The sequence below is a fragment of the Streptomyces sp. NPDC025273 genome (assembly GCF_040638585.1).
In the GTDB taxonomy this organism is placed as follows: Bacteria; Actinomycetota; Actinomycetes; order Streptomycetales; family Streptomycetaceae; genus Streptomyces; species Streptomyces cinereorectus.
Genome location: NZ_JBEZYP010000013.1, coordinates 143,906 through 156,478, shown reverse-complemented (window position 1 = coordinate 156,478; position 12,573 = coordinate 143,906). Strand labels below are relative to the sequence as shown.

The window sequence follows — 12,573 nt, the reverse complement described above, 5'->3', positions numbered from 1 at the left end:
CCCACCGCTGCCCTACGGCTGCCGGGCGAGCCCGGCCTCCCGCAGGGCCTGGCCTTCCGCACCGCCCGTGAGCTCGGCCATCCCGTCGGCGAACGGCACGGTCGGGCGCCAGCCCAGCTCGCGGCGCAGCCGCGCGGAGTCGGCGGTGATGTGCCGCACGTCGCCCAGCCGGTACTCGCCCGTGACGACCGGGTCCGGGCCTCCGCACGCGCCGGCCAGTGCCTGTGCCATGTCGCCGACGGTCCTCGGATCGCCGCTGCCGACGTTGTACGCGGCGAAGCCCGGCCCGTCCGCCAGAGCCTCCAGCGCCACCGCGTTGGCCGAGGCCACGTCCCGTACGTGGACGAAGTCCCGCCGCTGTCCGCCGTCCTCGAAGACGCGCGGCGATTCGCCGCGCGCGAGCGCGGAACGGAACAGGGCGGCCACGCCCGCGTACGGGGTGTCGCGGGGCATCCCCGGCCCGTAGACGTTGTGGTAGCGCAGCGAGATCACGCGTCCGTCGATCGCCCGGGCCCACGAGGACGCGAGGTGCTCTTGGGCGAGCTTGGTGGCGGCGTAGACGTTCCGCGGGTCCATCGGCGCGTCCTCGGCGACCAGTCCGGGTGCCAGGTCGGCACCACAGCGAGGACAGCGCGGCTCGAACCGTCCGGCCTTCAGATCGGCCTCGGCACGCGGACCGGGCCGGATCACGCCGTGTGCGGCACACTCGTACCGTCCCTCGCCGTAGACGACCATCGACCCGGCGAGCAGCAGCCGTCGCACACCCGCCTCCGCCATCTCGGCCAGCAGCACCGCTGTACCGAGCTCGTTGACCGACACGTACCCGGGTGCGTCCCCGAAGTCCTTGCCCAGGCCCACCTTGGCCGCCTGGTGACAGACCGCATCGGCCCCGGCCAGGGCTTTCCGCACGGCGGCGGGATCCCGTACGTCCCGCCCGTCCTCCGTCATGTCGAAGACCACGGGGTCGTGCCCGCGTCCGATCAGCTCGGCGACGATGTGCGAGCCGATGAAGCCCGCTCCTCCAGTCACAAGTACGCGCATGCCCCGAAGCTATGCCGCCTCGGTCCCGGCGAGGCGTCCGACGGGCCGCGCGTCACGGATCCGTAAGAGGATCCGCGGCCTTCCCTTCCAGTCCTACGCTCTGCGGTGCGTCAGGAAGGTCAGCAAGTGGTCAGGTCGAGGGCTGGGAGGACACGTTCACCGCCGCCAACGAACGGATCCAGCGGATCTGGAAGCAGGCGGGCGGGGAAGGGCTCGTGCCGCTGTGGCAGATGACCATCTTGAAAGTTCACGCCGACTCGGCGACGTGGAGAGCGCGACACGCGGTGCACCACGAGCGACTTGAGGACTTGGTGGGCCAGTACCACAAGTCCGAACAGGACCAGGCGCGGCAGCGTCTCACAGAGCAGCAGACAGAAATGATCAATGACCTGATGGCCGGACGGATGGATCTGCGATGACCACGTTCCATAACGCTGCGGCCACCTTGCCGTCGCTGCTGAGCGATCTCGCGGACAGAGCAGTGCTCCACGCCCAGTCTCTGCGGAACGGAGCCGACCGTGCGGCACTGTCGCGGGTTAGGGATCCCGCCTGGTCGCTGGCGGAAGCCCAGCCGGACCAGCACACCCAGCCGATCATGCTCCACTGGTCGACGTACCCGGCCGTGCTGGAATGCGACTTCAAGGGCTTCACCCTGGCGACACTGGGTAACAGAACGCGACGAAATACGCGCCGCCGCAGAATGCCTTCTGGCCGGGAGGCCCCTGCGCTCGCCCGCCGGAAAGCTCACGGGGACCGAGCTGATCGCCGAGTGCGTGCTACGGCGCGACGTCGTCTACGGCGATCACAAAGAGCTTGTGGACGAGTTCCGGGCGCGGGCCAGGGCACAGAACTTCACTCCGCAGGTCGTCCAGAGCATGGCCGAGGAGAACATCGTCCTGCGCGAAACCTTAGCGAAGATCAAGAGGGAACTCGCAGCAGAGCGAGAACGGGTTCACGCCCTCGTGCGCGCCGCCACCGAGCTGTCCCTGGAGCTAGAGCAGACCCGCGAAGAACTCGCAGCGGCTCAGCAGGTTACCCGGCTCCCGGGGCCGCGAGGAACTGGACGAGTGCCCGGCTGAAGATGGGCACATCCCATCCCATGGTGGCGCGGGGGTGTGACGACGGGCTGTCGGCGGGGGAGGGCTGACATACTGCGGCGGCACTGCACGTACGCGGTGTCCTCACTGACTAGCTGATAGCCCACCGGCCGCCAGTCTTCCAGTACCAACTGGTTCTCGTAGCATTCGCGCCGCAGCGTAGCCTCCGGCGTCGGTCGCCTCCGGCGTTCCGCCGGGCAGGTTGTACCGGCCGGCGTCGTCCTGGACCACCACCGCGCCCGCAGGCCGGTGGAAGGGCTTGGGCTGCCTGGTTGCATGACGTAGCCGTGGACCGGTCGGCAAAGGGCGGGTGGCGACGATGGCCTTGCGGGGACCTGCGGCTCATCTCGCCGCCTCCGACCGCCACACGGCAAAGCGCGGGCAGTGGTAACCGCATGTCCGAGTCGATCGTTGCTTGGCTGGGCTATGACCACTGACTTCACGATCGAGGAACCTGTGAAGTCCGGGACTAGGTTCGGTCCTCGCCCGGAAGAACCCCTTGGATCGATGCCGTACAAGGGTTTTCCCCCTCACTTCACCGAGTGCCCACTGGTTCGCCTGTGTTCAGGAGCAGATCCGGTCAGGGAGTCCGCCGGGCATCCCACGGCGTTCGTCCTGAGTGAGGTCACGGCCGACAACGTCGCACAGGTGGCGTTTCCACAGGCCGGGATCGAGACGGATCAGGTCCCCGCGACCGTCGACGACCCGTACCAACGCCTTGCCGTCCCTGCTCGCTGCGACGAAGTGCTGGTCCTCCGCGAAGTCGTAGGAGTCGAAGTGGCTGGGGTCGTCCGCCCGCTGGAAACGCACCGAGTTTTCGTTGGCCACGAAGAACTCGGTCCCGTGCCCGGTGAAGCCGAGCTGGAACCCATCCCCCCAGGACACGTCGTTCGCTCCTAGTGGCCCTATCGGACCCACCACTCTGTGGGCTTTTCGCCCCGGCTGCACCGACCACAGCTCCAGCATGGAGCCCTTCGTCTTCGCGGCCGCATATCGCCCGCTGCTGTCGAGGAACGCACGGTCGTTGTCCGGCGCGAGGCTGACGCTCAGCGCCTTGTTCTCTTTGCCTGTGCGCAGATCGATGGCGTGCAGTGTCGGGTAACCCCGGACCGTGATCTGTACGTATCCCTGCTCGGGGCGCCTGTTCACCGCGAAGCCGGAGTCAAGGGGCTTTTCCTCCGAGGTGTACACCGGTGGGTTCTCCTTGGCGAGCCCGAGGTCACGCGCGTCCACAGGTTCTGAGAGCCGTCGGCCCTCCCTGGTGTTCCATCGCTCGATCCGGCTGCCAGACCGTGTGATCAGTTCGTTTTCTCTCGCAAAGAAGAGCGACAGCGGCTCCGGCTTCCCGTCCTTACTGACAGGGGGCATGAGCGTGGTGATCTCCGCAACCTCGCGTAGGGACGGAAGACTCCGGATAAGGATCTTGTTGCGTCCCACCACGTCGGCTACCAGGGTCTCGGCGTTGTTCACCGCCAGCACGCTGCTGGGACTGGGGTCTTCAGGCGCATCCGTCGTGGGCCGCTTCACCTCGGTCGTCACCTTGTCGGTCACCACGTCGTAGAGCACGAGCTTTTCAGCGGTGAGGCCGGAGGAGCCCCTGGTCCGGGTCACCTGGGCAACCTGGATACGACCTTCGTCGATCAGCACCGGGTTGCTGGCGACCATGTTGTACTCACTGCCGCTGATCGGTTGCAGGGACAGCCCCGTCACCGTCGTCTCGTCCCAGGTGGTGACTACGGGATGGGCCGAATCTCCGAGAAGCCGGCTGCCGAAGTTGGCCGGCTTCGGCCCCATCGCCTTCCTCTCTCCCCCGCCTTGTCGATTGTCACCGAGCACCCACTCGCCGCCGTACACCGCGAAACGCTGCCCCGACTCGTTCAGAGAGACACCGTCGCAGCCGTACGAATCGCTGCTGTAGCGGTTCAGCACCCGCCCGTCACCCACGCGCACGAAACGGTATACACCGTTGTTGAAGCCGTCCTTGTCAGGCTCCACCCGACACCACGTCAGCACCCCACCGTCGCCCGAGAGACTGACCGCGGGGGCGCTGTACACGCCGTCGGTGGGAGAGAAGGTCCCCACGTCGGTCGCCAGCTCGCGGATCCTGCCGGTACCGGTGTTCACCGCCACGAACGCGTACTTGTCGGCTTTGCGCCGCTGGGCCACAAGCGTGTCGCCGTCCGATCCGAACCACACGGCCTCGAACGCGGGCAGCTGCGAGGGAAGTCCCTCATGCCGTTGCGTCTCCAGATCCCACAGTCGCAGCCGCCCGTCGGCTGCCACCGTGACCACTCGCCGGGCGTCCGGGGAGAAGTCCGCGGTATGGACCTGATCGCTGCTGTGCCCCTGTTCCTCAGCCCTGTCCATGAACTCGCCGTTACGGATCGTGTGTGCCGGCCCCAGCAGTTCCGCCGTACTGTCCGCCTCCGGATCGAGGTCGTGCCATACCAGCGCGCCTGCTCCCGACGTGTAGGCGATCCGCCGCCCGTCCCTGCTTACCATCGGGCGGAAGGCCATCTCATTGAGACGAAGCCGCGTACTCGTGATGCGCTTCCCGGCTCTGCGGACGAATAGTGACGCACGCCCGAGCTGGGTCGTCACCAGCGTTACCGTGCCGTCGGTGCTCATCGCCGTATCGACGATCTTCCCCTCGGTGCCGCTGAGCACCCAGTCGGCCCGCTTGAACCGGTCGTATCCGCGCAGCACGGCGTTGCGGGCCTCCTGCGTCGGCGCGATCTCGTACGCCGCCATGGCGACGAGTGCGGCCTGTCCCGGATCACTACTGTCTAACTGGCCCGCGAGGACGGACATCGCCCGGGAGCGTGCCTCCGTGTCCCGCCGTTCGCTGACCTTCCCCTGGTAGACGAGGAACGTGCTGAGCCCGGCGATCACCGCGAGCACCATGGCGGTCGCGATCCACGCGGCGCGCAGCTGGTTCCGTCGCGCGCGGCGGCGCTGTCGCGTGAGTTCGAGGAAATTCCGTTCGACCGGGTCGAGTTCGGCCTCCCGGTTTTTCAAGTGTCGTTCCAGACCGGCAAGTTGAAGGCGCCCGGGTAGCAGCCCTGCCGCCTTGTCCCCTTCGGCCCACCGCTCACGCTCATGGGCGAGTTCCCACCGCGCCGCCAGGAACTCGTTGTCGGATCGGACCTGCTCCTGGAGGGCTGGCCATTCGGTGACCAGCGCTTCATGGGCCAGTTCGACGGCCTCCGGTTCTCCCTGCCCGCCGTGGACGACGAGCAGTCGGCGCTCGGAGCTGGCGAGCCGGATCGCGATATCCCATCGCTTGTCGCCCGCCTCCTGCCGGGTGAGCCTGCGGCGCAGCGGATGAGGGCTGCCTGGCAGCACCCGGACGAGCCCGGTGAGCAGCCGACTCGCCTCGCCGTCCTTCTGCTTCTCCTCGTCTGTGACGCACTCGTCCCAGGCCTGCGTGGCATGGCCTGCCAGCGCGCCGGAGATACCACCAGCCTCCTCGTACGTCGCAGTCCGGAGTCGGCTGCCCTCCTTGCCCTCCCATAGCTTTTCCAGGACGAAGCCGAGGAGCGGCAGTGTCCCCGCTTCGCTGCCGGCATCGTCCAGGATCCGTTCGACGAGCCCTGGTTCGTAGGTCACGGCGACGCCCGGGAGGTCATTCAGCGGCTTGGTGATCACATCCGTGAGCTGCTTGCGGGACATCGGCGTCAGCGGCAGGGTATCTCCGCGTTGCAGCGCGGGACCGAGGCTCGGGTGTCTGAGGGCGGCGTCGATGAAGTCGGCCCGGAGTGTGACCAGGACGCTGGGCGCGCCGACCGGCCGGTTCTCTGGGAAGAGCACATCGACCGCCTGGGCGACCTCGGTTTCCTTGCCGGCAAGCAGTGCTTCGGCCTGGTCGAGTACGACGAGGAGCTTGCCGCCCGACTTCCCACGCAGGCGATGGAGGGTGTCCACGAGCCCTAGCTCCGTGAGCCACTCCTGTACTTCACCGGCGTTCCGCGCCCCGTGCCGCCCAGTGCCGTAGGCCTCGTACAGCTCGGTGGCGAGCGCGGCCAGCGGCGAGGAGACTGGCCCGGCGTCCACCACTAGGACGTCGTACCCCTTCTCACGCATCTTGGGCACCACACCAGCCAGCGCGAGCGACGACTTGCCCGAGCCCGACGGCCCGTACACGGTGACGCTCGGGCGCCCGCCCAGCAGGGCTCTGGTCACCTTCGCCTTGTCGTCGTCACGGCCGAAGTAGACGTCCACGTCGCACTCTTGGAAGGTCTTGAGGCTCCGGAAGGGCGACGGCGGCTCCACGATCTTCTCGAGTTCGGGGATGAGCCTCAGCACCGTGCTCGCGCGGATCACGAACGTCTGTTGGGCCTCGTTTCGCCCCCGCTGGGTCACCGCGACGAGGCCCACGACCGCACGGCCGCGGGAATCCCAGACAGGGCTGCCGCTGAAGCCCTCCTCGATGTAGGGCCTGGTCTCATCGGTCCGAGAGAGCTGTCGCCAGCCCTCCTCCGTCGGCCCGCCGAGGACTCCCCAGTACCAGGATCCACCCGGCCGTCGTCCCGTGAATCCGACGATGCCGACTCTTTTGTCCCAGGCGGTCGCGGGCTCGGCCAGGGCCAGCGGACGGCCGCCCGGTATCGCGCCCTGTACGCGCAGGACGGCGACGTCCCCGGTGCGATCGTCCTTCTCCTCGACGCAGTGTTCGACCTCGGCGGTCCAAGACCGCCCCGCCAGGCCCACGTCCAGCGGCATGTCCAGCGTGACCGGGGTCCCGGCCGCCACCCTCGCCGCGCCGTGTTCCTCCCCCGAGGCGTACGCCACCACATGGGCGCAGGTCAGCACGACGTCCGGTGCCAGGAGGAAGCCCGTGCCCACGGGCTCACCGTTCTGCCCCTTGATCCGGACGACCGATGAGACCAGCGCCTCGTCAGGCTCCTGCGGCTCCGCCCCCGTCACATGGCCTCCGTTTCACCACGGCCCAACAATCCCCACCGGCTCAACTTCTCACGAGTTATTGACCGTTGTCTCAGGATCGTCACTCCTGTTCCATGTGAGGGTCACAGAAAAGTTCGCCGCAGTGGCGGTGCTCGCGATGACCACATCGGCCTCGGCCGACAGCGACACCCCGAACTCCAGAGTGATCTCATCAGGCGCGTTGGCCAACCCCCGGAACCGTCCGACGAAGCTCTCCGCGACGGGCCGTACGGTGTCCAGCATCTCGCCGAACGATCTCTGGGCCCGCGCCACGGAACGGCCACCGCGACCCACCCGCACCAGGGATTCGTCCACTTCGCGGATCTGCACCCGTATTGTCTCTTCGCCACCGTCACGGAGGGGCACCTCAACTGTGTGGACCGGGCGTTCACTCATTGCGTCCTCCAGCACTCGGAAGCTGGAGAGCATAACGAATCCCGTGCACGGTTCGCCGGTGGAAGTCGTCGGCACGGCCCGCCTCGCGTTCCAGTTACTCACTCATGACATTCGAACATACAAGTGGTGAAGCCCCACCCGAGTCGGACTCGGTGGACGCGGCGCTTCCGGACGCCGGACCCCACCAACCCGAAAGGCACGTGCATGTCACGAGAAGGAGCACGACGCAAAACCGCACCGCACGGCTGAGCGCGCCCTGGCAGCGGTGGTGCTGCTGCCCGGAGGGTTCACCGCCTGGTCCCTCGGTCGGGTGACTTGTCCGCGAGGTCTCGGCTCCTCGTCGGAGTCACGGTAACGGTGACGGTCCGGCCGGCGATCTTGCCGAAGGCCGGGATGCCAAGGTTGCAGGTGATGGCCTGGCGGCTGCGTTCGTCGAGTTGGACCAGCTTGTCATCTGCGGCGGCAAGACTGACGCGCAGGCCCTCGGCCTCGCCAAGCCAGCCTTCTCGCTCGTTTCGGTGATCCAGTCGGTCAGGTTGTTGCGGATTCCCTCAAGCCGGGGCCGCTGAGCGGGGTCGACGCGAAAAACGGGGCGTCGCACGCGACTCTGACGATGGACATCGCTGCGCCCTGCATTAGAGTCCGTCTTCAAATGATCGTTCGATGATGGATCGTGGTGTCGTGATTTGTCGTCATGAACTGTCTGATGTTGAGTGGGAGTTGCTGGCTCCGCTGATACCGAGTGCTGGCAGAGGCCGGCCTCGCGCGGAGGACCGCAGGGTCATCAACGGGATGGTCTACAAGATCCGGACCGGGGTTTCCTGGCGTGACCTGCCGGAACGTTACGGCTCGTGGAAGTCGGTCTACACCCGCTTCCGCCGTTATGCCATCGCTGGAGTGTTCACCCGGGCCCTGCAGCAGATCCAGGCCCAGGCCGATGCGGCTGGTGACATCGACTGGCTGGTCCAGATCGACTCCACCATCATCCGCGCCCACCAGCATGCCGCCGCCACGGGGCGAAAAGGGGGAAGCACCGGGCGCACGAACCGGACGATCACGCCCTCGGCCGATCCCGCGGAGGCCTGACCACCAAAATCCATCTCGCCTGCGATGGCCGAGAAGCGTCGATTTCGCCGATCCGGGATTCACTGCTAAGTTGCCGCGCCGTCTTGAGGGTCCCTGCGGCGACGAGTCCTCGTGTACGCGCGGATCGGGCGTCGCCGCTCTGTGAGAATGACGGTGATCACGTGGGCTCTTGGGGGTGTGCTGCGTAGGCTTGTGGGGTCGTCGCGGTGGAGCCAGGGAAAGTGAGTGGAGCCCCCGGCGCTGCCTGATGGTGCGTCAGGAAAGTCAGCAAGTGGTCAGCATGAGTCCTGAAAAACCTGGGGACAGCTGCCTGAACTTGCGACTCGTTGTAGGGTGTGGAAACAGCCCTTGACCTGAAAAACGCAGGCAGGGAGCCTATGTCCAGGAGTAGCTCGATGATGCGAACAATATTCAAGTCCAAGATTCACCGGGCGACCGTGACCCAGGCCGACCTCCACTATGTCGGCTCCGTGACGGTCGACGCGGATCTGATGGACGCCGCCGACCTGCTGCCCGGCGAGCTCGTCCATATCGTTGACATAGACAACGGTGCCCGGCTCGAGACCTATGTCATCGAGGGTGAACGCGGCTCCGGTGTCATCGGGATCAACGGCGCGGCCGCCCACCTCGTGCACCCCGGTGACCTGGTCATCCTGATCAGCTACGCCCAGGTCGACGACGCCGAGGCCCGCGCGCTCGTGCCGAGCATCGTGCACGTCGACGCCGGGAACCGGATCGTGGCCCTGGGTGCCGACGCGTCGGCACCCGTGCCGGGCACCCGTACCGAGCGGAGCCCGCACGCGGTCCCCGCGCACGGCTGATCCCCCACCGTCCGCGTCCACCCAGCGAGGGAGCACCCGGCATGGCAGCAGAGAACCCCGCAGTCGAGATCCGTGACGACCGGGCGCACGGCAAGCTCGTGGCGTACGAGGACGGTGCGGCCGCCGGAGTCATCGCGTACTTCGTGATGTCCCCCGAGCCCGGTGCTCTCGTCGCCGTGCACACCGTCGTCCGGCCGGCGCACGAGGGCAAGGGCATCGCGGGTGCCCTGGCCGGGGAGTTCTACGCCATGGCGGCCCGCGAGGGCGTTCCGGTCGTCCCGCTCTGCCCGTACGTCGCGAAGTGGGCCCAGCGTCACCCCGAGCAGGCTCCCGTGGCTCCCGAGGAGCTCGTGCGGGGAGCGCGTCGGCAGCTCGGGTCGCATCCCGAGCTGCTCTGAAGGCCGACGCCTGACGGCCGACGGCCGGCACGGCCGGACGTGTGGACTCGGCAGGCGCGGGCAGCCGCACGGGGAGACGGTGGAGAAGAGATCCACGCGCCCGTTTCGCCGCTTTGGAGGCCCGAGATGACCCACCCGTTCCCCGACCCCGTACCGCCCGCGCCGACGCCCCCGCCCATGCCCGGTCCGCCGACGCCGGTGCCCTCCCCGCCTCCGGTGCCGCCGGGGCCCGTGCCTCCCGGCCCGGCGCCGGACCCGATTCCGCAGCCGCCGAGCCCGAACCCGGAGCCCGTTCCCGAGCCGGAACCCTCGCCCCAGCCCGCGGGATGAACCGCCGGTCCGGCGCTACCCCGCGGCCAGGGCCGCGTTCGCCCGCTCCGTGACCACGGTCAGGACGCGTCCGGCCGCGGCCAGGTCCTCGGCCGGCAGGTCCGCGTAGAGCCGGGCGGTGATCCCGGCCGTCCCGGTCCGGATCCCGTCCTGGAGGGCGCGACCGGAGGCCGTGAGCTCCAGGCGGGATCCGGCGTCCGCCAGCAGACCGTCCGCGACCAGGGAGTCGATCGCCGCTCCGGCGGTCTCCGCATCGGTCTTGAGCGTGCCGGTCATACGGTCCGTGAGCCGGGCCCGTTCCGTCGTCCCGCCGCTGTCGGCTGTGGCGTTGAGCGCCACGGCCTGGTGGAACGTCGTCCCGGACCTGGCCAGCAGGCTTTCGAGCAGGGCTCGCGTGGCATAGTGCGCCTGGCCGATGATCCGGCCGTCGACGGTCGTGGTGGTCATGGCTGCTCCTCGGGGTGTGATGGCTCGTTCAGCAGTGCCGTCAGCTCCCGGACGAACGACTCGGTCCCCGCCCCGCCGGCCCCGCCCAGCGGGGCCAGCAGACGGTCCATGAGCTCCCGCACGACCACGACCGCGCGCACGGCGACCGCCCGGCCCTCGTCGGTGAGGGCCAGGCGGACCGCCCGGGTGTCGGCGGGGTCCGGCGTGCGCTCGACGAAGCCGGCCGACTCCAGGGAACGGGCCAGCTTCGAGACGTAGAGGGGTTCGAGCCCCGTACGGTCCGCGAGCCCGCGCTGGCTGGGGCGCACACCGGCGTCGCGCATGCCGAGCAGCGATCCCATCAGCGAGTACTGCGCATGGGTCAGGCCCAGAGGCGCGAGCGCCCTGTCCACGGCGACGCGCCACTTCATGGACAGACGCCAGACGAGGAAGCCGGGCGTGGGTCCTTCAGGAGTGCTGCTCACGGATGGGCTGTCCATGAAAATAGAGTACATGGACATTATGTACATGGCTACTGAGTGCGCGGGACTCCCGTACCCAGCCCCGTCAGCGCGGCCGCGTGATCCAGCCCGCTCTCCTGCGCGACCGAGTCCAGCGACTGCGCGTCGCGCACCGGCACGAAGCGCACGCCCCCGCCGGGACCGCCGGCGAAGCCGTACACGGCGGGTCTGGGCAGACTGTTGTAGGCCCAGTGGGTCGAGAAGTAGTACGCGCCGGTGTCGTACAGGACCACGTAGTCGCCCTCCCGCAGCTCGGGCAGCTCCCGCCCGTGCGCCACGACGTCCCCGGCGAAGCAGCAGGGCCCCGCGATGTCCTGGACCATCGGCGGCCCGCTCCGGGGGCGCCCCTCCGCGTCGAACGCGCCGACCCGGAGCGGCCAGGCCTCGGGCATGAAGACCGTCCGGGTGGCGACCTGGGCGCCCGCATGGGTGAGCGCGATCCGGCTTCCGCCCGCGTCCTTCGTGTACTCCACGCGCGCCCCGATGAAGCCGTTCTTGGCGAGCAGGGACCGGCCGAACTCGGTGACCAGGTCGTAGCTGCCGTCGAACAGCCCGGGAACCGATGCCCTGAGGGCGGCCACGTAGTCGCCGAACGAGGGGCGGACCTCGTGGTCGGCGAAGTTGACCGGCAGGCCACCGCCGATGTCGAGGCTGGTGATCTGCCGGGCGCCCACCGCCCCGTTGATCTCCTCGGCCAGCCGGTACGTCTCGGCGATGCCCTCCGCGATGAGCTCCAGCGGGCAGCCCTGCGAGCCGACATGGGCGTGCAGCCGGGTCAGCCAGGGCCGCTCGGCGAACGCCCGTACGATCTGTTCGCGGACCCCGGGATCGCGCAGGGCCACGCCGAACTTCGACGTGGCCGTCGCCGTGCTCATCGCCCCGATGGAGCCCTCACCCACCTGCGGATTGATCCGCAGACCGACGCCGGACGCCGATCCGGGCGGGCGCAGTTCCCCGATGCGGCGGAGCTCGTCGAAGCTGTCGGCGTTCACGGCCACGCCGAGCGCCAGTCCCGTCCGGAGCTCGTCCCGGGTCTTGGCGGGGGAGTCCAGAACGATCTTCTCCGGGGCGAATCCCGCCTCTACGGCGAGCCGCAGCTCGCCCGGACTCGCCACCTCGCAGCCCATGCCGCAGTCGGCGAGCAGCCGCAGCACCGGGACGAGCGAGGCGGCCTTCGCGGCGAAGGTGTGCAGGACCCGCACGCCCGGTACGGCCGCGAAGGCCTCGTGCAGCGCGGTGACGGAGTCACGCACCCCGTCGGCGTCCAGGAAGCCGGCGACGGGCTGCCCCTCACTGAGCAGCCCTTCCGCGACAGCCTGGCGCACCGCGTCGCCGAACCGGTCCGAGGGCGTGGCGGACGGGCCGCCGAGGTCACTCGCAGGAGGTGTCGGAGTCATACGGCCAGTGTCGGTGAGAGGGGCCGCCGCGGTCCGGCGTATCGGTCAGGCGAGGAGCGGGACCACGGTCTCCCGGGTGCCAGCGCCCGGAGGTGAACGCGTGAGGAACCGGGTGC

General features: G+C 68.8%; 11 protein-coding genes. 5 read left to right on the top strand and 6 right to left on the bottom strand.

The features are described from left to right. Window positions 1-12 precede the first annotated feature (12 nt). Entirely contained in the window at window positions 13-1,041 is a 1,029-nt protein-coding gene (locus AB0F38_RS21885) for an NAD-dependent epimerase/dehydratase family protein (protein WP_361895828.1), read from the bottom strand. Between the two features lie 215 nt (window positions 1,042-1,256). On the opposite strand from AB0F38_RS21885, the gene AB0F38_RS21880 reads away from it, so the two are divergent. After that, window positions 1,257-1,460 carry a hypothetical protein gene (locus AB0F38_RS21880; protein ID WP_361895825.1) on the top strand — a complete coding sequence of 68 codons (204 nt, stop codon included), beginning with the start codon at window positions 1,257-1,259 and terminating at the stop codon, window positions 1,458-1,460. A gap of 354 nt (window positions 1,461-1,814) precedes the next feature. Beyond that, complete coding sequence (locus AB0F38_RS21875) at window positions 1,815-2,120, top strand: hypothetical protein (RefSeq protein WP_361895822.1); 306 nt, start codon at window positions 1,815-1,817, stop codon at window positions 2,118-2,120. A gap of 582 nt (window positions 2,121-2,702) precedes the next feature. Here the strand turns inward: AB0F38_RS21875 and AB0F38_RS21870 are convergent. Both AB0F38_RS21870 and AB0F38_RS21865 read right to left on the bottom strand, forming a co-directional pair. Next, window positions 2,703-7,064 (bottom strand): trypsin-like peptidase domain-containing protein, encoded by a 4,362-nt coding sequence (locus AB0F38_RS21870; protein ID WP_361895819.1) that lies wholly within the window; start codon window positions 7,062-7,064, stop codon window positions 2,703-2,705. Between the two features lie 48 nt (window positions 7,065-7,112). Continuing rightward, entirely contained in the window at window positions 7,113-7,478 is a 366-nt protein-coding gene (locus AB0F38_RS21865) for a CU044_2847 family protein (RefSeq protein WP_361895816.1), read from the bottom strand. Window positions 7,479-8,141: 663 nt separating this feature from the next. Here AB0F38_RS21865 and AB0F38_RS21860 point away from each other — a divergent pair. The 3 genes from AB0F38_RS21860 to AB0F38_RS21850 all read left to right on the top strand — a co-directional run bounded on the left by AB0F38_RS21860 (window position 8,142) and on the right by AB0F38_RS21850 (window position 9,783). Further along, on the top strand, window positions 8,142-8,564 hold the full coding sequence (locus AB0F38_RS21860) for an IS5 family transposase (protein ID WP_361895813.1): 423 nt from the start codon (window positions 8,142-8,144) through the stop codon (window positions 8,562-8,564). Between the two features lie 395 nt (window positions 8,565-8,959). Then, window positions 8,960-9,385 (top strand): aspartate 1-decarboxylase, encoded by a 426-nt coding sequence (panD, locus tag AB0F38_RS21855; protein ID WP_361895810.1) that lies wholly within the window; start codon window positions 8,960-8,962, stop codon window positions 9,383-9,385. 41 nt (window positions 9,386-9,426) lie between these two features. Beyond that, complete coding sequence (locus AB0F38_RS21850; RefSeq protein WP_361895807.1) at window positions 9,427-9,783, top strand: GNAT family N-acetyltransferase; 357 nt, start codon at window positions 9,427-9,429, stop codon at window positions 9,781-9,783. Between the two features lie 345 nt (window positions 9,784-10,128). Here the strand turns inward: AB0F38_RS21850 and AB0F38_RS21845 are convergent, their stop codons facing one another. From AB0F38_RS21845 to AB0F38_RS21835, 3 genes are read right to left on the bottom strand one after another with little or no spacing between them, the layout of a single operon-like run. After that, the gene (locus AB0F38_RS21845) at window positions 10,129-10,560 is read right to left on the bottom strand and encodes a hypothetical protein (RefSeq protein ID WP_361895804.1); all 432 of its coding nucleotides are present in this window, start codon (window positions 10,558-10,560) and stop codon (window positions 10,129-10,131) included. After that, entirely contained in the window at window positions 10,557-11,024 is a 468-nt protein-coding gene (locus tag AB0F38_RS21840; protein ID WP_361895979.1) for a MarR family transcriptional regulator, read from the bottom strand. The genes AB0F38_RS21845 and AB0F38_RS21840 overlap by 4 nt, the downstream gene beginning before the upstream one ends. Window positions 11,025-11,071: 47 nt before the next feature. Then, a complete protein-coding gene (locus tag AB0F38_RS21835) occupies window positions 11,072-12,457 on the bottom strand; it encodes a diaminopimelate decarboxylase (protein ID WP_361895801.1) in 1,386 nt (461 codons plus the stop codon). Between the last annotated feature and the right edge of the window lie 116 nt (window positions 12,458-12,573).